The organism is Burkholderia sp. Ap-955, assembly GCF_011753045.1.
GTDB lineage: Bacteria > Pseudomonadota > Gammaproteobacteria > Burkholderiales > Burkholderiaceae > Burkholderia > Burkholderia lata_D.
The window spans coordinates 1-20,217 of sequence record NZ_VWWH01000061.1 but is presented as its reverse complement, the minus strand read 5'-3'; the positions used below and the strand labels follow the sequence as shown (position 1 = coordinate 20,217).

The 20,217-nt window shown below is 68.1% G+C and carries 14 protein-coding genes and 1 pseudogene; 5 read left to right on the top strand and 10 right to left on the bottom strand.

Annotated features, from left to right (window positions below; translation table 11 throughout):
* Nucleotides 1-33 precede the first annotated feature (33 nt).
* From F3J15_RS26010 to F3J15_RS25985, 6 genes are read right to left on the bottom strand one after another with little or no spacing between them, the layout of a single operon-like run.
* Entirely contained in the window at nucleotides 34-3,402 is a 3,369-nt protein-coding gene (locus F3J15_RS26010) for a glycosyltransferase (RefSeq protein WP_166894895.1), read from the bottom strand.
* Between the two features lie 2 nt (nucleotides 3,403-3,404).
* Nucleotides 3,405-4,562 (bottom strand): dTDP-4-amino-4,6-dideoxygalactose transaminase, encoded by a 1,158-nt coding sequence (gene rffA / locus F3J15_RS26005; RefSeq protein WP_069246841.1) that lies wholly within the window; start codon nucleotides 4,560-4,562, stop codon nucleotides 3,405-3,407.
* A gap of 56 nt (nucleotides 4,563-4,618) precedes the next feature.
* Complete coding sequence (locus tag F3J15_RS26000; RefSeq protein WP_166894893.1) at nucleotides 4,619-5,266, bottom strand: class I SAM-dependent methyltransferase; 648 nt, start codon at nucleotides 5,264-5,266, stop codon at nucleotides 4,619-4,621.
* 10 nt (nucleotides 5,267-5,276) lie between these two features.
* The gene (locus F3J15_RS25995; RefSeq protein WP_089444747.1) at nucleotides 5,277-5,999 is read right to left on the bottom strand and encodes a WbqC family protein; all 723 of its coding nucleotides are present in this window, start codon (nucleotides 5,997-5,999) and stop codon (nucleotides 5,277-5,279) included.
* A complete protein-coding gene (locus tag F3J15_RS25990; RefSeq protein ID WP_069246844.1) occupies nucleotides 5,996-7,381 on the bottom strand; it encodes an FAD-binding oxidoreductase in 1,386 nt (461 codons plus the stop codon). The genes F3J15_RS25995 and F3J15_RS25990 overlap by 4 nt, the downstream gene beginning before the upstream one ends.
* Complete coding sequence (locus tag F3J15_RS25985) at nucleotides 7,378-8,163, bottom strand: class I SAM-dependent methyltransferase (RefSeq protein ID WP_069246845.1); 786 nt, start codon at nucleotides 8,161-8,163, stop codon at nucleotides 7,378-7,380. The genes F3J15_RS25990 and F3J15_RS25985 overlap by 4 nt, the downstream gene beginning before the upstream one ends.
* A 408-nt stretch (nucleotides 8,164-8,571) precedes the next feature.
* Between F3J15_RS25985 and F3J15_RS25980 the strand changes: the two genes are divergently transcribed.
* The 3 genes from F3J15_RS25980 (at nucleotide 8,572) to F3J15_RS25970 (ending at nucleotide 15,282) form a co-directional block, all read left to right on the top strand.
* Nucleotides 8,572-10,359 (top strand): tetratricopeptide repeat protein, encoded by a 1,788-nt coding sequence (locus F3J15_RS25980; RefSeq protein WP_166894891.1) that lies wholly within the window; start codon nucleotides 8,572-8,574, stop codon nucleotides 10,357-10,359.
* A 241-nt stretch (nucleotides 10,360-10,600) separates the two neighbouring features.
* Nucleotides 10,601-12,799: a glycosyltransferase family 41 protein gene (locus tag F3J15_RS25975; protein WP_166894933.1), complete on the top strand. Its 2,199-nt coding sequence runs from the start codon at nucleotides 10,601-10,603 to the stop codon at nucleotides 12,797-12,799.
* Entirely contained in the window at nucleotides 12,796-15,282 is a 2,487-nt protein-coding gene (locus tag F3J15_RS25970) for a tetratricopeptide repeat protein (protein WP_166894889.1), read from the top strand. The genes F3J15_RS25975 and F3J15_RS25970 overlap by 4 nt, the downstream gene beginning before the upstream one ends.
* 240 nt (nucleotides 15,283-15,522) lie before the next feature.
* On the opposite strand, the gene F3J15_RS25965 is transcribed toward F3J15_RS25970, so the two are convergent.
* From F3J15_RS25965 to F3J15_RS25955, 3 genes are all read right to left on the bottom strand, one after another.
* The gene (locus F3J15_RS25965) at nucleotides 15,523-15,819 is read right to left on the bottom strand and encodes a flagellar protein FliT (RefSeq protein WP_069246849.1); all 297 of its coding nucleotides are present in this window, start codon (nucleotides 15,817-15,819) and stop codon (nucleotides 15,523-15,525) included.
* A 30-nt stretch (nucleotides 15,820-15,849) separates the two neighbouring features.
* Nucleotides 15,850-17,268, bottom strand: coding sequence for a flagellar filament capping protein FliD (gene fliD / locus F3J15_RS25960; protein WP_166894887.1), 1,419 nt, complete (start codon nucleotides 17,266-17,268; stop codon nucleotides 15,850-15,852).
* A 193-nt stretch (nucleotides 17,269-17,461) separates the two neighbouring features.
* Nucleotides 17,462-18,280: a flagellin domain-containing protein gene (locus tag F3J15_RS25955; RefSeq protein ID WP_069246851.1), complete on the bottom strand. Its 819-nt coding sequence runs from the start codon at nucleotides 18,278-18,280 to the stop codon at nucleotides 17,462-17,464.
* A gap of 544 nt (nucleotides 18,281-18,824) precedes the next feature.
* On the opposite strand from F3J15_RS25955, the gene rpsU reads away from it, so the two are divergent.
* The gene (gene rpsU / locus F3J15_RS25950) at nucleotides 18,825-19,037 is read left to right on the top strand and encodes a 30S ribosomal protein S21 (RefSeq protein WP_006401410.1); all 213 of its coding nucleotides are present in this window, start codon (nucleotides 18,825-18,827) and stop codon (nucleotides 19,035-19,037) included.
* A gap of 121 nt (nucleotides 19,038-19,158) precedes the next feature.
* Here the strand turns inward: rpsU and F3J15_RS25945 are convergent, their stop codons facing one another.
* On the bottom strand, nucleotides 19,159-19,761 hold the full coding sequence (locus tag F3J15_RS25945; protein ID WP_166894885.1) for a DNA-3-methyladenine glycosylase I: 603 nt from the start codon (nucleotides 19,759-19,761) through the stop codon (nucleotides 19,159-19,161).
* 142 nt (nucleotides 19,762-19,903) lie between these two features.
* Between F3J15_RS25945 and F3J15_RS25940 the strand changes: the two are divergent.
* Nucleotides 19,904-20,217, top strand: a pseudogene (locus F3J15_RS25940) (ATPase); the annotation flags it as partial.

Below are 20,217 nucleotides of genomic sequence, written 5' to 3'. Positions count from 1 at the left end.
CAGCGTCAGGCAGGCGGCACGGCGCGCGCCGAACTACGCGATCGCGGCATCGGCGGGCGTGCGTGCCTGCGCGGCACGCCCGTCGCCCGCCTCGACGATCAGCGTCCAGTCGAACGCCGGCAGTGCGCAGAGCTGCTCGACGGTAGCCGTGTACTCGTGCGCGGGCGCGTGCAGGTAGCGTACCTTGTCGGTCCATTCGGGCAGCGGCGCCTGTGACGAGGTCACCACGACCGCCAGCAGATCCTGTTCCGGCCGCCTTGCGATTTCCTGCAGGCTCAGCCGGACCTTGTCGAGGTCACCCTCGGCGTCCAGGATCAGCGCGCCGGGGATCGGCGCATCCGGCCGGCCGGGCGGGGTGTCGACAGCGCCTTTGTCGATGCACTGCTGATACACATGGCGATAGCGCGGCAGCGCCTGCTGCAGCGCGTGATGCTTGCGGACCTTCGCCTGCGCCGTGCGCGCGAGCCCGCGGCGCAGCGCCGGGTTCGTGATCAGCCGGTCGAGCGCGTCGACCCAGGCCTGCGGCGCATCCGGGACCAGCAGGCCGTCGCAGCCGTCGTGCAGCGCGAAGCGATAGGCTGGCCGGTCGCTGACGATCGAGGCGATGCCGGCCGCCGCGTATTCCTGCCACTGGATCGTGCTCGTGCCGGCGTTGTAGTCGTGGTCGGCGAGCGGCAGCAGCGCGATGTCCCAGCGCCGTTCCGGCAGGCGTTGTGCGTGCGCGTCGTAGTCGTGAAGCTCGGGCTCGCACCCGGCGGCCGGGTGGCCGGCCCAGCCCGGCGGGACGTCCGCGCCGACGAAACTCACCCTGACCTTGCCGGGATGGCGCGCGCAGATCGCCTGCAGCGCCGCGTCGACGAGCGCGAAGTTGTCGGCGCGCAGCGACGCGCCGGCGATGCCGATCGTCACGCAGTCGTCGCCGCGCGCCGCCACGGGGCGGTAGAACCGGTCGAAGTCGACGCTGTCGGGCAGCACGTGAACGCGCGGGTGCGACAGCCGGTAGCGGCTGGCGATGTACGGCGTGGATACGATCACGGCGTCCGCGTTGCGCAGCACGAGCTCGATCCCCGCGCGGGCCATCCCGCCTTGCGCGGCGAGCGGATGCGCGGCCGGCAGGTCGGTCAGCAGGTCGTCGGTCTCGTAGATCACCGGTTTTTCATGCCTGAAGATCGTATACAGGTCGTTGCCCGTCAGCATGCCGGGCGTCAGCCGGTGCAGCAGGATGGCGTCGGCCGTGGCCAGCGCGCTGCTGTCGATCTGGCCGTCCCGGATGCCCGGGACGAGTTCCCATTCGTCGTTCAGCAGACCGAACGGCAGCGTGAGGCGAATTCGCGACGACGCGCATGCGTCCGGATCGATCGAATACACGATCAGACGCTTGCGGCGCGGTGCGGCGTCCGCAGTCGCGGCGACGGGCGCCAGCGTCCGGTTCTCCGCCAGCAGCCGCGCGTACAGCGCACCGTGGCGCGCGGCGTTGCGGCCGATGTCGTGCTGCGCGCGGATCGCATCCTGCGCGGCCGCGGCGAGTTGCGCGCGGGTTTGCGGATGCTCGATCAGGTGCGCGATCGCGTCGATCCACGCGTCGGTGGTGTCGGCGACGAGCCAGCCCGTGCGGCCGTGGACAACCGGGCAGCCTTGCGCCGGCGTGGCGACGAGCACGGTGGCCGCGCCGGCCGCCGAGGATTCGAGCCATGCACGCGGCGGCGCATCGTCGCGCAACGTGACCGGCGCCGCGACCAGCGCGATGTCGAGGTCCGCGCGCTTCAGCGCGTCGGCGTAGCTGTCGTAAGGGGCAGGCTCCGCGATCAGCGTGACATCCGGTTCGCGGTCCCAGCCGGCCGGCAGCGCCGCGCCGACGAACGACACCCGGAGCTTCCCCGGAAACCGGCGGCGGAGTTCGGCCAGCGCCTGGCGGACTTGCTCGAGACGCACGCCGTCGAGACCGGTGCCGGAAACCGCGAGGTTCACGTGGTCGCGCACGCCGGGCGCCGCGCGGTGCAGACGCTCGAGATCGACGCCGGTCGGCAGCGCGTGGACCGATGCGTTGACATGACGGTACTGCCGCACCAGCGCTTCCGACGGCACGACGAGCGCATGCGCGCGCTGCACGGCGCTGCGGATGCCCGCCTTGCGGCGCGCGTTGTCGGTCGCGCCGGGAATGTCGGCGAGCAGCGTGTCGAGCGGCGCGTCGATCTCGAGGACGACCGGCTTGCCGAGCGAGAACAGGTGTTCCAGCGTGGCGGCGGACAGCAGGCCCGGCGTGTCGCCCTGCAGCACGATCAGGTCCGCGCGCTGCAGCGCGTCGGGATCGACGCCGGCTTGCGTGACAGGGAAAGTCAGCGCCCATTCGCGGTCCAGCCGCGCGAACGGCTGCACGAAGCGCAGGCTGGTGCGCGCGTGGTCGGCCGGTTCGGCGGTGACGACCGCGATGCACGAGCGCGGCGCTGACGCGGGCTGTCCCTGGGCGGCGGCGCCCGTCGCGACGGCCTGCGCATCCAGTTTGTCCGCGTGGGCCTGGGTCCGCTCGACGAAGTTCCGCAACTGCTGCCAGAAGGTTTCCTCTTCCTTCAGGTAGACGCTGCGCGCTTCGTGAACGGTGGCCTTCGCGTGGGCGATCTCGTGTTCGTCGAGCCCCCACGCGATGCCCTTGCCGTCCATCACCCACCGGGTCGGCTCCGACAGCGACGCGTCATTCATGATGCACACGACCGGGCAGCCGCACAGCAGCGCTTCGAACACGGCGGTGGACCATTCGTACATGTACACGCACTCAACCTGTCGGAACAGCGCCGCGAGTTCGTGCGCCGAACGTTCCGGCACGCGGGTCGAGATTTCGATCGACTCGGCGGTGACCGGATGCAGCGTGCCGCCGCGCCGCAGGTGGCGATTGATGAAGACGGCCGTGCCGTTGCGGCGGGCATCGTCGACACCGTCGCTGTTGAAGATGCGCGTGTCGACCAGCGGCATGCGCAGCAGGTCCGCTTTCCAATCTTCGGGTACCAGCGACGGCCCGAACGTGAAGATGAGGTCGTTCGGTTGCAGGCTGATCGGTTCGCCGTTGATGCGTCCGGGCTCGGCCAGCAGGTAGCGCACGACGCAGCGCGCGTTGAACGGATTGCCGGCGACGACGTCCGGATAGACGACGATCGGGCTGCGATTCGCGCGGGCGTGCGCCTGCACGATGTCGTGGGTCAGCGGCGGCGTGCGCAGCTCAGGATGCACGACCGGCGTGCAGACGTACGCTTCGTGGCCGAGCAGGTTCAGCACGTGGCACAGGTAGTGCATCGCGCGAATTCCGCCGGAGGTCTGCCGGAAATTCGGCGCGTGTATGTAGTACGGGTGGTCGAGTCGCGTAAAGATGCGCGAACCGCCGTGCGCCGAGCCAGGTTGGGGAGTCGTCATCGTTATCGGGTGCGGTAGAAATTGAAGACCACGTCGAGGATGCGATCCTGTTCGGCTTCGGTCATGTCGTGGTACAGCGGCAGCCGGACGAGCCGGTCGGCGACGAGGTCCGTCACCGCCATGCCGGACCCGCAGCGCCCGTAGCGCTGGCCGGCCGGCGAACTGTGCAGCGGCACGTAGTGGAACACCGCGTTCACGCCCACCGCGCGGATCTGCTGCAGCAGTTCGGTGCGTTCGGCGAGGTCGCGTGCGAGGAAATAGAACATGTGGCCGTTGCCGCGCTCGGCGAGCGAAATCGCGGGCAGCTCGATCAGCCCGTCCGCGTGCAGCGGCTGCAGCGCGTCCTGGTAGCGCTGCACGGTCGCGCGCCGCTGCGCGGTGATCACGTCCGCGTGCTCGAACTGCGCGTACAGGAACGCCGCGATCAGCTCGCCCGGCAGGAACGACGAGCCGACGTCGACCCAGGTGTACTTGTCCACCTGCCCGCGGAAGAACTGACTGCGGTTGGTGCCCTTCTCGCGGATGATCTCCGCGCGCTCGACGAGGCGCGGGTCGTTGACCAGCAGCGCGCCGCCTTCGCCCGAGATCACGTTCTTGGTCTCGTGGAAGCTGAGGCACGCGAGGTGGCCGAGGCTGCCGAGCGGTTTGCCGTTCCACGTCGACTGCAGCGCCTGCGCGGCGTCCTCGATCACCCACAGGTCGTGGTCCGCCGCGAGCTGCCCGATCACGTCCATGTCGCATGCGACGCCCGCGTAGTGCACCGGCACGATCGCGCGCGTGCGCTGGGTGATCGCGGCGGCGATCTGCGTCTCGTCAAGGTTCAGCGTGTCGCGGCGGATGTCGACGAACACCGGCGTCGCGCCGCGCAGCACGAACGCGTTGGCGGTCGACACGAACGTGTAGGACGGCATGATCACTTCGTCGCCGGGCTGCACGTCGGCGAGGATCGCGGCCATCTCGAGCGCGGCCGTGCACGAGTGCGTGAGCAGCGCGCGCTGGCAGCCGACGCGCGCTTCCAGCCAGCGGTGGCAGAGCTTCGTGAACGCCTGGTCGCCGGCGAGGCCGCCCTGCTCGACCGCTTTCGCGATGTAGTAGAGCTCCTTGCCGACCACGAACGGGCGGCCGAACGGAATGCAGTCGAGATTGGGTGGGCCGAACATGGTCAGGCTCCGCGGTAAGGGGGACGTTTGGCCGCGCGGCTCGCGCGCGGCGCCGCTCAGTTGTCCTTGCGGACGAGAATCGTGAATTCGTACAGGCCGTAGTCGTGCAGCAGCGCGACGTGGCGCGAATAGCGGCGCTTGCAGCGATCGAACAGCGCGCACGGGTCCGCGTAGTACAGGAGGTCCGGGCGCATGAACGGCGGATCGGAATACGACGTCAGGCAGTTGAACGCGAAGCCCAGCCGGCTCGTCGCGTGCAGCGTGTCGAGCGTCGCGTGGATGTAGTCGAGCCACGCGTCGTCGCCGTGACCGCGCCTGACGTTGAAGATGCCGGATGCGATCCCGTAGTCCGACGCGGCCTGCGGCACCGCGCCGACATGAAACGCGACGTTCGCGTCGTCACGGTAGCGCTGCCGCGCGGCGTCGACCATGTCGGACGAGATGTCGTAGCCCGCATACGCGAAGCCGTCCGGCAGCGCGCGCGCCTTCAGGAAATCGACCAGCGCGCCGTAGCCGCAGCCGATGTCGTTCACCGAGTGGCCGCCGGACGCGGGCAGGATCTTCGTCAGTTGTTCGAAGCGCAGGAACTGGCCGGTTTCGCCGTTCCAGTCGACGCCGCGCGCGGTCGCGCCGTGCTCCGCCAGCCGCGCGCTGTAGTACGCGGCCACTTCTTCCAGCAGGCTCGCATGCCGGGATTCGCTCATGGACATCACCTCAGTCTTTCGAGGTCAGCGCGTACCGGCGCGCTTCGGGACCGCAGTTGAACAGCACGTCGAGCACCGTCACGCCGTGGACGAAGTCGCCCCATTGCTGCGGATACTCGGGATAGGTCGGATAGTCGAACCAGCGCACCGCGACGCCGGCATCGGCGAACAGGTTCTCGTCGAGGTAGCTGCGCGCGGCCGGGCCGGACAGGTACTCGGTCGCGCCCGCCTGCACGCACAGGTTCAGCAGCTTCTCGGTGCGGTCGCCGTGCAGCGCATAGTCCGACGTCGACGACACGCGCGTGCCGATCTCCAGTTGCCGGAGGACCCACGTCAGCATCGCGAAATTCAGCTCGCTCAGCATCCCGTAGGTGCGACCGGTGTAGAGCGTTTCGAGCTCGTCCGCATAGCGCGCGAAGTGCGGCGCGCGCGCGTAGTTCTGCTGCAGGGCCTTCCAGTGCAGCGGCGCCCAGTCGGCGCCGTCGATCTCGGTTTCGCGGATCGACTGGTGATACTTGCCCTTCACCTTCACCGGCACGCTCAGCCATTGCACGCCCTGCGGCGTCTTGATCTGGTTGCGGTTGCGCCAGTCGCGGCGCGTGTACTGCGCGTCATCGTAGAGGATGAACTCGTCGCTGGCGGCGATCAGGTCGAAGTAGCCCTTCCACGGAATGTAGTTGGACTGGACGATCGCCACCCGCTTCGCGTCGCGGTTCATGGTCGCACCGCTCATGCCGGAATGTGGCCGTACCGGTACATGTCGACGAGCTCGGGCGGAATGCCCCAGTCCGTTGCGCCCAGCTTGTCGTGCAGCGCCTCCAGGTCCGCGCGGATCGCGTTCTGGAGCTGTTCGACCATGCGGTTGCGCGCCGGCACGAAGTCGTGCTGGTACGCGGCATTGATCTGATGGCGTACCGTCTTCGCGATCGCGGCCTCGCGCGTCATGTTGCGGATCAGCGGGCGTTCGGGCGCGAGTTCCGCGTAGCGCGGATCGATCGGCTCGCCGCGCATCGCCGCGACGAGATCGCGGCTCAGCACCGGCGACAGGTGGAAGCCGTCGCGCTTGGTGCCGCCGAGAATCCACAGGTCGCGCACGCTGGTTTCGCCGAACAGCGGATACAGGTCGGACGTCGTCGGCCGCCAGCCGACGTTGACGTTGACCAGGCTCGCGCGCGAGAAGCGGGTGTTGATCTGGTCCATCGCGGACTTGAGCAGCGTGTACGCGCTGCCGGCGTGGCCGTGCTCGTGCGGCACCGGGCTGATGTAGTTGCTGGCGCCGACGAGGGTCCGGTCAGGCCCGTGCGGCGCCGAATATACACCGCACGCGAGGCCGCGGTTGGTCGTGCGCACGCAGTGCGTGTGCACGTTCTCCGCGCTCTGCAGTTCGACCGACATGCCGACGCCGTAGAACATCCGCTGCACCGGCAGCTCGGGCAGGCTCGCCTGCAGTACGCGCGTCACGTTGGCGCCGTTGCAGAGGATGAAGCGGTCCGCGCCGAGCATGCTGCCATCGGACAGGCGCGCCCCGGTGACGCGTCCGGCCGCGGTGTCGAGCCGCTCGACCTCGGCGTCGATGAAGCGCACATTGCCGGCTTGCGCGACCGACTCGGTCAGCGCATCGAGAAACTGTTTCGGATTGACCCAGCCTTCGCGCTTCAGGAAGACCGCCTTCAGCGCGCGATAGCGCGGGTCCGGATGATAGTTCGGGATCCCTGACGGATCGACCGCCTCGCAGGGCTCCTCGAATTCGCGGCAGAACCGCTGCATGGCCGCGAAGTTCTCGTCGTCGAGCGCGTCGGTCGCCGCGTTGTTCAGCACGAAGGTGCCGAAGCCGTGCGCGATCGCGCGCTCCGGCGTGCAGATTTCAGCGAATACGGCGGGCCAGGCCGCCGTCGCGCCGCGGCTCAGCTCGAACTTGAAGCGGTCGATCGGCGTGCCGAGCGAATCGCCTTCCAGCTCGGTAAACGAATTGAGCATCGCCGCCGCAGCGCGCGTGGCCGAGCCGGGCCGATGCGCGTGGCCGACGATCACGAGCTCGACGCCCGGGTCGGCCCGCTGCCATGCGCGGGCCGTCATCAGGCCGAGAATGCCGTTGCCGAGGATGGCGATTTTCATTTGCGTGCGCCTCCACCCTCGGGGAATGACAGGTAGCACAGCGACGGATAGGCCGCCGCCTTGTGGATCTGGTGCGGACGGTTGCCGAGCAGGTCGCGCAGGTAATGGACGCCTTCCGCGGGCAGCTGGCCGCCGCGGGTGAGCTGCCAGAACGCGACGACGCCGCCGGGCACCAGCCGCTCCATCACCGCGTCGAACGCGTGCCGGGTCGGCTCGATCACGTTCAGGTCGAACCACGCGAGCGCGACCATCTCGCCGGGATGCGCTTCGTCGAACGCCGCCAGCGTGTCGCGGCAGTCGCCTTCCCATACGTGGTGCTTGTCATGCACGTGCCCCATCGCGTTGCTGCGCTCGTGCAGGTTCAGCAGCTTGCGCAGCAGGTCGGCGTACTCGCCGGACAGCGAGTACGTGCCGTCGGAGAACAGCTTGCGGTCGCGCGTGTCGTGCTCGGCGAAGCCCGTGTAGCCCGTGAACGTATCGAATGCATGGATGCGGCGCTGGAAGTTCAGCGGCTCGAGAATCGCGCGGAAGTTCTCGCACAGCACGGCGGTCTGCCCGCGCCACGTGCCGAGATCGAGGATCGCGCCCGGCAGCGGCACGATTTTTTGATAGATCTCAAAGGTCGCGAGAATGCGTGCGAGGAGCGAGCCGCGCACGAACAGGCCGAGCGACCGTTCCAGTTCCTCGCGCGTCGCGGGGTAGGTCTGCATCAGGTCGAACAGTTCGCGGCGCGCCGCGAGCTGATCGCCATCTGCGTTGGTGATGATCGCTGATTCGTGCATACACAGGGCTCCAGGCACAAAGGGTGTGACCGGACGAGCGCGTGTCGGCGCGGTGGCATCGGAATGCGCAACCGTCCGAGCGTCGCAAGTCGGACATCTTTCTGCGATCAAGTCTAGCGAGCGCCGCCAGGATCGAATGTCGGATTAGCGGGTGGTTTCACCCCGCATTTCGACGGATACGCGGGTGCCCGGTGCGCATTCGGGGGCGCCCGCGGGTGCGGCTTGCAGTCGCGGGAATAACGACCAATTCCAGCACCTGCTCGCCAAATTGGAACGCGGCGTGCGCGAGGAGAATTCGGACACGTCGGAGACCGTCGGTGCGTGCGTCCGCGGGCGAAGGCGTGCGCCGACGCAGCGGTGCCGGCCGCGATTCGAATCCCGTATTGGCTACCAGGACGACATAGCATCATGATGCCCACCTCCCCCGCCGCCGCCACGATCGAACAGGCGCTGGCGCACCATCAGGCCGACCGGCTGGAAGAGGCCGAGACGCTGTACCGGCGGATCCTCGACACCGATCCCCGGCACGCGGACGCGCTTCACCTCCTCGGCCTGATCGGCCATCAGTACGGGCGCTATCAGGAGGCATCCGACCTGATCATGGCGGCGATCGAGGTCAAGCCGGACGCGATGTACTACTACAACCTCGGCAACGTGATGCAGGCGGACAACCGTCACGCCGCCGCCGCCGAGTGCTTCCGTCTCGCCATCGAGCTGCGACCCGACTACGTCGATGCGTACAACAACCTCGGCAACGCGCTGCGGCTCGCCGGCGACGCCCGCGCGGCCGTCGATGCGTTCTGCCAGGCCATCGCGCTGAAGCCGGACAACGGCCAGGCCTACAACAACCTTGCGAATGCGCTGTTCGACCTGAACGAGATTCCGGCCGCGCTCGAGGCTTACCGGCACGCGGTCGCGCTGCGCCCCGAATTGCCGGAGCCGCGCAGCAACCTGCTGTTCGCGAGCCACTGCAGCGAAGCGTTCGACCACGACGCCTATCTCGCCGAGGCCGCGCGCTATGACGAAGTCGTCACGCGGTGCGCGACGCCGTGGACGGACTGGCTCGTCGACCTGACCGCCCGCGCCGGGCGGCCGCTCAAGGTCGGCATCGTGTCGGGCGACCTGAAGGCGCATCCGGTCGGCTATTTCATCGAGAGCATGCTGAAGCATCTCGACGCGAACCGGATCGAGATGCATGCGTACCCGACGCGCGACATCGAGGACGACGTGACCGCCCGCATCAAGCCGGCCTTCGCGACGTGGACCTGCATTGCCGGCCTGAGCGACGAAGCGGCGGCCGCGCGTGTCCGCGCGGACCGCATCGACGTGCTGCTCGACGCGGCGGGCCACACGGTCTACAACCGCCTGCCGCTGTTCGCGTGGAAGCCGGCGCCGCTGCAGGCGAGCTGGCCCGGTTATTTCGCGAGCACCGGCGTGCGCGCGATCGACTACGTGATCGGCGACCGTCACGTGCTGCCGCCCGCCGAGGCCGCACATTTCACCGAGCGGCCGTGGCATCTGCCGGACAGCTATCTGTGCTTCACGCCGCCGGCCGAGCCTGTCGACGTCGGGGCGCTGCCGATGCTCGCGAACGGCCATCCGACCTTCGGCTATTTCGGCAAGCTCGCGAAGATCACCGATCACGTCGTCGCGGTCTGGTCGCGCGTGCTGCAATCGGTCGCGGGCGCGAAGCTGTTCGTGAAGGCGGAGCATCTCGACGATCCGCGCGAGCAGCAGGCGCTTGCCGCGCGCTTCGCGGCGCACGGCATCGACGCGCAGCGCCTGATCCTCGAAGGCCGCTCGCCGCGCGCCGAATACCTGGCCGCGTACCGGCGCGTCGACCTGATGCTGAGCCCGTTCCCGTATCCGGGCGGCACGACGACCGCCGAAGCGCTGTGGATGGGCGTGCCCGTTCTGTGCCGGCGCGGCGAGCGCTTCCTGTCGCACATTGCCGAGAGCCTGCTGCATTCGGCGCGGCTGCCCGAGTGGATCGCGGACGACGACGACGCGTATGTCGCGAAGGCCGTCGCGCAGGTCGGCCAGCCCGCCGAGCTGGCGGCGCTGCGCACGATGCTGCGCGCGCAGGTGCTCGCGTCGCCGCTGTGCGACGCGCCCCGCTTCGCGCGCCACTTCGAGGACGCACTGCACGGCATGTGGGCGCAGCACGTCGAAGCCGCGCCGGGCGCATCTGTGTGAGGCCGCTCACGACGTGACATGCGTGGGCATTTCCACGCCGGCGGCAGGCGGAACATGGCGCCCCGCGCGCTGAACACCGCGCCGGCCGACGTGATCGTCATTCCGACCGGTGGCGCGTGCGCGACACCGTCGTCGGGATGGCACGCGATGGGATGGCGGCGTCGGCCGTGATGATCGGACACGGCGGCAGGCGGATCGACTTCGGACACGATCCGCATTCCTAATGAGCAAAGCAGACGAGATGGACGGAACAGGACAGGCATTGCAGGCGGCGCTGGCGCATCATCAGGCGGGGCGTCTCGCGGAAGCGAAGACGCTGTACGACGCGATCCTCACCGCGCAGCCGGGCCAGCCGGATGCGTTGCATTTCCTCGGGCTGCTGGCGTGCCAGCTGAAGCAGTACGGCGCGGGGCTTGCGCTGATGGAGCAATCGCTCGTCGCGCGGCCGGACGCGTCGTACTTCAACAACCTGGGCAACATGCTGCGCGAAAGCGGCCGGCTCGACGACGCGATCGCGCACTACCGGCGCGCGGTGGGGCTGCGGCCGGACTATCCGGAGGCGCACAACAACCTCGGCAACGCACTGCGCGACGCGCGCGAGCCGGCGGCCGCGATGAAGAGCTGCACGCGCGCGATCGAGCTGCGCCCCGGCTATGCGGAGGCGTACAACAACCTTGGCAACGCGTTGCAAGACCTGGACGACCTCGATGGCGCCGCCACGCACTATGGCCGCGCGATCGAGCTGGACCCGTCGATGGCGATGGCCCACGCGAACCTGAGCGCGGTGCGTCACCGGCAACTGCGCTGCGCGGAAGCGCTCGTGCATGCGCAGGACGCGATCCGGCTCGCGCCGAACCTCGCCGAAGCGCACAACCACGCGGGCAACGCGTATCACGGACTGGACCGGCTCGACGAGGCGCAAGCGAGCCATCGCACGGCCGTCACGCTGAATCCGGCGGACGCCGGCGCGTGCCACAACCTGTCCGTCGTGCTGCTGAAGCTGCAGCGGCTCGACGAGGCGCTCGTGTATTGCCGGCAGGCGTTGCAGGCCGGCCCGCCGGCCGTGTTGATGCACGTCAATCTCGGCGACATCCTGCGCGCGCAGGGCAACGTCGATGCCGCGGTCCACGCGTATCGCGATGCGCTTGCGCTGGTGCGCGACGACGCCGACGATGTCGCGGCGACCGTGCTGAACCGGCTGCTGTTCAGCGCTGCGGCGTCCGCTTGCGTGAACCCCACCGACTACCTGGCCGACGCGCGGCGCTACGGCCGGCACCTGGCCGCGCGTTCGACGCGCCATGCGCACGATCCGCGCGAGCGGGCGGCGCGCGCGCAGGGGCGGCCACTGCGTGTCGGCTTCGTGTCCGGCGACCTGCGCCTGCATCCGGTCGGCATCTTCCTGGAAAGCGTACTTGCGCACCTCGACCGCACGCGCATCGACCTGCGCGTGTATGTGACCACGGACGTGGAGGACGCGATCACCGCGAAACTGAAGCCGCACTCGAGCGCCTGGCGCTCGATCGCCGCGCTGGGTCCGGAGGCGGCTGCGCGGATGATTCACGAAGACGAAATCGACGTCCTCGTCGACCTCGCGGGCCATACGCAGTCGAGCGGGTTGGCCCTGTTCGGCTGGAAACCCGCGCCGGTGCAGGCGAGCTGGCTCGGCTTCTTCGCGTCGACCGGCTGCGACGCGATCGACTACTTCATCGGCGACCGCTACACGCTGCCGGACGCCGAAGCGCATCACTTCGTCGAGCAGCCGTGGCGGCTGCCGGACAGCTTCCTGTGCTTCACGCCGCCGGCCTGCGACGTCGAGGTCGGCCCGCTGCCGATGGCAGCGCGCGGCCATCCGACGTTCGGTTGCTTCGGCCAGCTCGTGAAGATCGGCGACGACGTCGTGCGCGCATGGTCGCGCATCCTGCACACGCTGCCTGACGCGCGGCTGCTGCTCAAGGCGCACGAGCTCGGCCGCGAGGGCGTGCGCGACGCGACCGTCGCGCGCTTCACGCGACATGGCATCGATGCGGACCGGCTGATCCTCGAGGGCGGTTCGCCGCGCGCGGAATACTTCGACGCATATAACCGCATCGACGTCGCGCTGAGCCCGTTCCCGTACCCGGGCGGCACGACCACCGCCGAAGCGCTGTGGATGGGCGTGCCGGTGCTCGGGATGAAGGGCAGCCGGTTCGTCACGCACATCTGCGAAAGCGTGCTGCACGCAGCGGGCATGGGCGAATGGGTCGCTGACGGCGAGGACACCTACGTCGCGAAGGCGATCGCGGCGGTGCGCGACCGCGAGCCGCTCGCGACGCTGCGCGCCGGGCTGCGCGCGCAGCTGCTCGCGTCGCCGTTGTGCGACGCGCGCCGGTTCGCGGCGCATCTCGAAGCGGCGTTCATCGGCATGTGGCAACGCTATACGAACTCGGAACACGAAGCATGAACGATATTCACGACACGCTGCAGTCCGCGCTGGCGCATCATCAGGCGGGGCGTCTCGCGGAAGCGAAGACGCTGTACGACGCGATCCTCACCGCGCAGCCGGGCCAGCCGGATGCGCTGCATTTCCTCGGGCTGCTGGCGTGCCAGCTGAAGCAGTACGACGCGGGGCTTGCGCTGATGGAGCAATCGCTCGTCGCGCGGCCGGACGCGTCGTACTTCAACAACCTGGGCAACATGCTGCGCGAAAGCGGCCGGCTCGACGACGCGATCGCGCACTACCGTCGCGCGGTGGGGCTGCGGCCGGACTATCCGGAGGCGCACAACAATCTCGGCAACGCGTTGCGCGACGCGCGCGAGCCGACGGCTGCGATGGAGAGCTGCGCGCGTGCGATCGAGCTGCGGCCCGGTTACGCGGAGGCGTACAACAATCTCGGCAACGCGCTGCAGGACCTGGGCGAGCACGAAGCGGCGGCGGCGAGCTACGCCAAGGCGGTCGCGCACCAGCCGCAATACGCGGATGCGTACTGCAATCTCGGCAACGCGCTGCATGCGCAGGAGAAATTCGACGATGCCGCGGATGCCTATCGTCGCGCCATCGCGCTGCAACCGGGCTTCCGTGTCGCGCACCAGGGGCTGAGCGAGACGCTGCGCGCGGCAGGTGATCTGCGGGGTGCGGTCGACCATGCGCGCGAGGGACTCGATCCGGGCGACGCGGACGCGCACTGCGTACTGGCCAGGCTGCTGCAGCGCATGAGCGAGTTCGACAAGGCGGTCGAACTGCTCGAGCGGGCGATCGCGATCGATCCCGCGCATGCGCGGGCGTGGGCCTGGCTCGGCGACCTGCGCAACCAGCAGGGCGAATACGGGCAGGCTGTGCAGGCGTGCCGGCACGCGATCGAACTCGATCCCGAACTGGCCGATGCGTACAATTTCCTCGGCTTCGCGTATCACAACCTCAACCTGCTGGCTGCGGCGGAGCTGAGCCACCGGCACGCGATCGACCTGAACCCCGACGATGCCGACGCGCATCACAACCTCGCCGCCGCGCTGTTTCGGCTCGAGAAGTTCGACGAGGCGATGAAGCACACCGAGATCGCGCGGGCGCTCGGCATCGATCCGCTGAAGGTCCAGATGACGCTCGGCGACATCCTGTGGGCGAAAGGAGATCTCGCTGGCGCGCTGGATGCGTTCCGCTCGGCGATCCGGCACGACCTGCATCGCGCGTACTCGCGGATGCTGTTCAACATGTCGAGTTCGCCCGCGTTCGAGCCCCAGGAGTGGGTCGCTGAGGCGCGCCGCTACGGCGAACATCTCGAGCGCGATGCGCTTCCGTTCGAGCACGACCGCGCGCAGCGCGTCGCGCAGGCGCAGGGGCGGCCGCTGCGCGTCGGCTTCGTGTCGGGCGACCTGCGCCAGCACCCGGTCGGCATCTTCCTTGAAAGCGTGCTCGCGCGGATCGACCGGTCGCGCATCGAGCCGCATGCCTATGTGACCTTCGTCGGCGAGGACGACGTGACCGCGCGGCTCAGGCCGAACTTCGCGAGCTGGAAGAAGGTGGTCAGCCTGGGCCGCGAGGAGGCCGCGCAACTGATCCGCGACGACGGCATCGACATCCTGATCGACATGGCAGGCCATACCAACTGGAGCGGCCTGCCGATCTTCGGGCACAAGCCCGCGCCGGTGCAGGCGAGCTGGCTCGGTTTCTTCGCGACGACCGGTTGCCGCGCGATCGACTATTTCATCGGCGATGCGCATACGCTGCCGGCCGACGAGGCGCATCACTTCACCGAACGGCCGTGGCGGCTGCCGGACAGCTACCTGTGCTTCACGCCGCCGCCATACGATGTCGCGGTCGGCCCGCTGCCGATGGCGACTCATGGCGGCGTCACGTTCGGCTGCTTCGGCAAGCTGATCAAGATCAGCGACGAGGTCGTCGCGCTGTGGTCGCGCATCCTGCACGCGCTGCCGGACGCGCGCCTGCTGCTGAAGGCCCATGAGCTCGGCGCCGACGACGTGAACCAGGCGACGCTCAACCGCTTCGCGCGGCATGGCATCGGCGCGGATCGGCTGATCCTCGAAGGCGGTTCGCCGCGTGCGGAATACTTTGCCGCGTATAACCGCATCGACATCGCGCTGAGCCCGTTCCCGTACCCGGGCGGCACGACCACGGCCGAAGCGCTGTGGATGGGCGTGCCGGTGCTCGGGATGAAGGGCAGCCGGTTCGTCACGCACATTTGCGAAAGCCTGCTGCACGCGGCGGGCATGGGCGACTGGATCGCGGAGGACGAGGCGGCGTACCTCGCGAAGGCCGTCGCGTTCGCGCGCGACCGCGACGGGCTGGTGACGCTGCGTGCAACCCTGCGCGAGCGCGCGCTGGCGTCGCCGCTGTGCGACGCGTCGCGCTTCGCACGCAACCTCGAGGACGCGCTGCACGGCATGTGGGCCCGCTACGCGGCCGGCGAGACGGCGCCCCGGGACGCGTGACGAGCGGGATCGCGCCACGGCTGGAGGCCGCGCTCGCGCATCGTCGGGCCGGCCGCCCGAGATGATCGACGCGGCCGTCGAGCGCGCGACGCGGGCGTAGCCGGCGCGATCCGGCTCGCGCTCCCGCCTGCAGGCGAAAAAAAGCCGCATTGAAGCGGCTCGACGGTACGGCGACAACGGACCGCTCGACTGGCGGCGTCTTTTAATTCGACATGCGCGGCGGGCGAGACGCCCGGCCGGTCACAGCATGCCGGCCTTCTGGTACTGGCTCGCGGCCTTGATCCGCTCCTGGGACTGCGCAAATTCCGCAGCCAGGCGGTCACGGTCCGTCTGCGCATGCTCCGTGATCGACGCGTCGATCGCCATGATCTGCCGTACCTGGTCCAGCACGTCCGGGGTCTGCTCGCCGGACAGGTTCATCAGCAGCGGCGAGCGTTCGTCGACGAGAGCCGCGACGCGCACCCAGTCGCGTGCATCGGCCGCCGACTGCATGGCACGGGTCAGGTCGAAGGCGCGGGACAGGGTGTCGTTCGTCATGGTTCGGCTCCGAAGGGGTGCGGCCAAGGCTTACTTGTTGTTGGCCATCGCGCCGGCGCTGTTCTGGCCGCCGAACAGCTGGGTCAGGTAGCGGGTGTTGTTCGACATCGTCGCCATCAGCGTGTTCAGCGCGGTGAACTGCGCATTGTATTGCTTGGTCAGCTGGTCCGAGTAGGTCTGCAGCTGCGTCGCCTGACTCTGCACGCTCTTCAGATCGGCGTTGATCGCGTTGGTGCGCTGGTCGATCAGGCCGGACGTCTGCGTGTACGAGTTAATGTTCGCATTGAGCGCCTGGGCGATGCCGTTCGTCTGGTTGAAGATCGCCGTCACCGCGGAACTGTTCGACTTGAGCGCGGTGGTCAGCGCGGCGGTGTCGACCGACATCGCGCCGGTCGAGTCCACGTTGATGCCGATGCTGCCGAGCGCATAGGTCGTGCCGCCCGTCGTGACGCCGCTGCTGAGCGTCGTCGCGAGTGTGTTCCTGATCGTGTTCATCATCGCGTCGCCGAGCAGCGGGCCGGCGGTCTTCGCCGTCGGGTCGTAGCTCGTCAGCGATTTCGCGGTATTCACGAAGTTGGTATATGCGGTCGCGAAATTGTTGATCGCGGTCGTCGCCGCGGCCGTGTCCTGCGACAGCGTGACGGTTTGCGTCGTGCCGACAGCGGCCTGCGACAGCGCCAGCGTGACGCCCGTCAGCGCGCCCGACACGTTGTTCGACGCGCTCGACACCGGCGTGCCGTCGATCGTCAGCTTCGCGTCGGCGGCCGGCGTGACCGTCGTGTACCCCGACGTCAGTTTCGAGTTGACGCCCGTGCCCGTGATCGAGATCGTGTTGGCCGCACCGGTGGCGTTCGACTGCATCACGAGATGCTGGCCGTCCGAACCGGTGATGACCGACGCGGTGACGCCGGCATTGCCGGACGCGGAGTTGATCGACGACGCGATGTCGGACAGCGACGCGCCGGCCGCCACGTTGACGTTGAACGCGGGGTTGCTGCCGAACGTGATGCTCAGCGAGCCGGCCGAGATCGTGTCCGCCGACGTCACGCCGGCCGACGACAGCTTGTTGGCGGTCGCGAGCTGCGTGACATTGACCGAATACGAACCGGCCACCGCGCCGCTGCCGCTCTTGATCGTCGTCGCGATGCCCGTGCCGCTCGCCGTCGCGGCCAGGCTGCCGAGCGCGGTGCCGTCCGAGAGGCCGGTGAGCGCGGTCTGCAGCGAGGACAGCGCACCCTTCAGTTGGCCGATCGCGGACAGCTGCGTATTGTCGTTCGTCTGGCGGGTCTGCAGGGTCTGCAATTGCCCGGCCGTCTTCGCGTTCACCAGCGTCGTGACGAGCGTATTGACGTCGAGCGACGAATTGGTCGCGCCGCTGATGATCGATTGACCTGCATTCGCCAGGATGGTGCTGATGTCCGTGCTGCTGACGGGGGTCGTGGTGGCCATGCCGTTGCTCCGGTCGTCCGCGCAATCAACGTGCGCGATGCGGCGGGGCGCCGCGGTTCAATGCAAAGAGGGAGGCGTGCCTCCCTGGAGAATTCTGATCCGGGCGGTTTCGGCGGCGTCGCGATGCGTCGCATGGCGACGCCGCCGGGCCCGGAGGCGGGCGGGCGCGTGGCCCGCCGCGGGTGCTGCTCGATTAGCCGAGGAGCTTCAGGACTTGCTGCGGCAGCGAGTTCGCTTGCGCCAGAACCGAGATACCAGCTTGTTGCAGCACTTGCGCCTTGCTCAGGTTCGCCGTTTCCGTCGCGAAGTCCGCGTCGGTGATCTGCGAGCGAGCGGCGGTCATGTTGGTTGCCTGGGTTTGCGTCGTCGAGATCGCAGCCTGGAACGTGTTCTGTGCTGCGCCCAGCGTTGCCTGGAACGTGTTGACTTGCTTCAGTGCCGCGTCGATCGCCGTGATCGCCGATTGCGCGCCCGACTGGGAGGCGACGCTCAGGGTGTTCACGCTCATGCCCGTGCTGTTCCAGTTCGCCGTGCCGAAGTCGACGGTAACGACCTGGTTCGCTGCAGCGCCGATCTGGAACGTGACGCTGCCGGCGCCGCCCAGGATGGTCTGGCTGTTGAACGTCGTTTGCGATGCGACACGGTCGATTTCGCCGAGACGCGTCGACACTTCAGCTTGCAGGTTCGCGCGAGCGCTCGAATCCAGCGAGCCGTCGCCCGCTTGTTGCGCCAGCGTACGGATACGCTGCAGGTTGTCGACCGTCGATTGCAGCGCGCCGTTGGCGGTCTGGATCATCGAGATGCCGTTGTTCGCGTTTGCAACACCTTGCGTCAGCGCATTGATTGCCGCCGTTTGCGACGTCGAGATCGCCAGGCCTGCTGCATCGTCAGCAGCGGTGTTGATGCGCTTGCCCGACGACAGGCGGTTGATTGCTTGCGACAGTGCGCTTTGCGAGCCCGACAGATTCGTCTGCGTCGTCAGCGAAAGGATGTTGGTGTTGATGTTCAGCATTTGCTTCCTCGTTTTAGAAAATGGCTGGGATACAGACAGGTTCTGATTTCGGCGTTGCGCTTTATCGCGACTGGCGCTGCCCCGCCTTTCCTGGTTGACGGCGGCACCCGGAGAAAACTTTAGAGGGATGTTTGGGTAAATTCGGGACGGAAGGAGGGTTGTCGGCCGAAAGGCCCGCCCGGCTTGGCCGGCCGGGCCGCGGGCAGGCGCGGCACCCGGCTCCGTTCGACGGGGCGATCGGCCGCGCCACGCCGAGCGACGCACCGGGAGATGCAAAAGGGTGGTTTTGTCTGTGATTCTCTGCTATGATGGCGGGCTGAATTGAGATTTCTGTCAAGCCTCTGCCGTTTTCGGCATGTCTGCTGGCAGTCAAACGCGGCGCTGCACGCGGTTGTGAAGCGTACTCGCGGTGCTTTCCGCCTCTCTTTTCCGGCCTCCGAGGCCGTATTTCCGCTCGTTTCGCCTGTTTGTGGGGACGCTCGGATGGCCGGTGCGTGGCGCTTGGCCGCTACGTTTTTGACCGTTTAAGCAATTTAGGAACGACATGACGACGATTCTTCTGAAAGAAAACGAGCCGTTCGAAGTGGCGATTCGCCGCTTTCGCCGTGCTATCGAAAAAAATGGCCTGATCGCTGAACTGCGCGAACGCCAGTCCTACGAAAAGCCGACCGCAGTCCGCAAGCGCAAGAAGGCAGCAGCCGTCAAGCGCCTGCACAAGCGCCTGCGCAGCCAGATGCTGCCGAAGAAGCTCCACTAAGAGCGTCTTACGGTTCGCCGCGAAACGGCGGAGCGTGCTTCGAAAGAAGCCGCTCCGCCGTTTTGCTTTTGGGTCCGGGAAAAATCCCGGGGCCGTGGCGGCTCCGGTGCGCCCCGCGCCGTCAGCCCGCCTTGCGGCGGCGTGCGGGCTGCTTGCCGCTAAGCGCCGCGCATTGCGCGTGGCACGGGCAGTCAACTTCGTGATCGTTGACCATGCCGGTGGCCTGCATCAACGCATAGCAGATCGTCGAACCGACGAACTTGCAGCCATACGCCTTCAACGCCTTGCTGAGCGCGTCGGATTGTTCGGTCGACGCGGGCGCGTCGCGGTACGACTGCCACGCGTTCTGGACCGGCGTATCGCCGACGAACGACCACAGGAACGCGGCGAGCGACCCGTGCTCTTCGCGGATGCGCTGCACGGCGCGCGCATTGGTGACCGCCGATTCGACCTTCGCGCGGTTGCGCACGATGCCGGGATTCTCCAGCAGCTTCTCGATGCGCTTCGGCGTGAAGCGCGCGACGGCATCGACGTCGAAATCCGCAAAGGCTTCGCGATAGCCCGCGCGCTTGTTCAGGATCGTCGACCACGACAACCCGGCCTGCGCGCCTTCCAGGATCAGCATTTCGAACAGGTGGCGATCGTCGTGCGACGGCACGCCCCATTCGGTATCGTGATAGTGAGCATCCGCTTCCGTCTTCACCCAGTTGCACCGCTGCGACATCGTCTGCCTCGCTTTCCGTATCGATTCGATCGCGTCAGCATAGCGGAAGCCCTTTTCACGGAACAGCCGGCCGAACGGCAGATGGGCGCGCGGCGCCGATCCGGTTAAGCTTGGCGCCTGTTCGAATCAGCGGGATGAAGGCATGGCGGCATTACTTTTTGCGATCGGCATCGACGGCGGCGGCACGGGCACGCGCGCGGTGCTGGCCGACCGGCACGGGCGCGAGCTCGCGCAGGGGCGCGGCGGCCCGTCGGGGCTCGGGCTCGGCATCGAGCGCGCGTGGGCGTCGATCGGCGCGGCCTGCGCGGATGCGTTCACCCAGGCCGGTTATGCATTCGACTGGTCGCAGTGCGCGCTCGGCTGCGGGCTCGCGGGCGTCAACAATGCGGCGTGGCTGGCCGCGTTCCGCGCGCAGGCACCGCTCGGCGCGCTCGCGGTTGAGAGCGACGCGTATAC

What these genes read in the sequence shown, in the direction of transcription:
- F3J15_RS26010 (WP_166894895.1), bottom strand. Translation starts at nt 3,402, where the DNA reads ATGACGACTCCCCAACCTGGCTCGGCGCACGGCGGTTCGCGCATCTTT.
- rffA (WP_069246841.1), bottom strand. Translation starts at nt 4,562, where the DNA reads ATGTTCGGCCCACCCAATCTCGACTGCATTCCGTTCGGCCGCCCGTTC.
- F3J15_RS26000 (WP_166894893.1), bottom strand. Translation starts at nt 5,266, where the DNA reads ATGAGCGAATCCCGGCATGCGAGCCTGCTGGAAGAAGTGGCCGCGTAC.
- F3J15_RS25995 (WP_089444747.1), bottom strand. Translation starts at nt 5,999, where the DNA reads ATGAGCGGTGCGACCATGAACCGCGACGCGAAGCGGGTGGCGATCGTC.
- F3J15_RS25990 (WP_069246844.1), bottom strand. Translation starts at nt 7,381, where the DNA reads ATGAAAATCGCCATCCTCGGCAACGGCATTCTCGGCCTGATGACGGCC.
- F3J15_RS25985 (WP_069246845.1), bottom strand. Translation starts at nt 8,163, where the DNA reads ATGCACGAATCAGCGATCATCACCAACGCAGATGGCGATCAGCTCGCG.
- F3J15_RS25980 (WP_166894891.1), top strand. Translation starts at nt 8,572, where the DNA reads ATGATGCCCACCTCCCCCGCCGCCGCCACGATCGAACAGGCGCTGGCG.
- F3J15_RS25975 (WP_166894933.1), top strand. Translation starts at nt 10,601, where the DNA reads ATGGACGGAACAGGACAGGCATTGCAGGCGGCGCTGGCGCATCATCAG.
- F3J15_RS25970 (WP_166894889.1), top strand. Translation starts at nt 12,796, where the DNA reads ATGAACGATATTCACGACACGCTGCAGTCCGCGCTGGCGCATCATCAG.
- F3J15_RS25965 (WP_069246849.1), bottom strand. Translation starts at nt 15,819, where the DNA reads ATGACGAACGACACCCTGTCCCGCGCCTTCGACCTGACCCGTGCCATG.
- fliD (WP_166894887.1), bottom strand. Translation starts at nt 17,268, where the DNA reads ATGGCCACCACGACCCCCGTCAGCAGCACGGACATCAGCACCATCCTG.
- F3J15_RS25955 (WP_069246851.1), bottom strand. Translation starts at nt 18,280, where the DNA reads ATGCTGAACATCAACACCAACATCCTTTCGCTGACGACGCAGACGAAT.
- rpsU (WP_006401410.1), top strand. Translation starts at nt 18,825, where the DNA reads ATGACGACGATTCTTCTGAAAGAAAACGAGCCGTTCGAAGTGGCGATT.
- F3J15_RS25945 (WP_166894885.1), bottom strand. Translation starts at nt 19,761, where the DNA reads ATGTCGCAGCGGTGCAACTGGGTGAAGACGGAAGCGGATGCTCACTAT.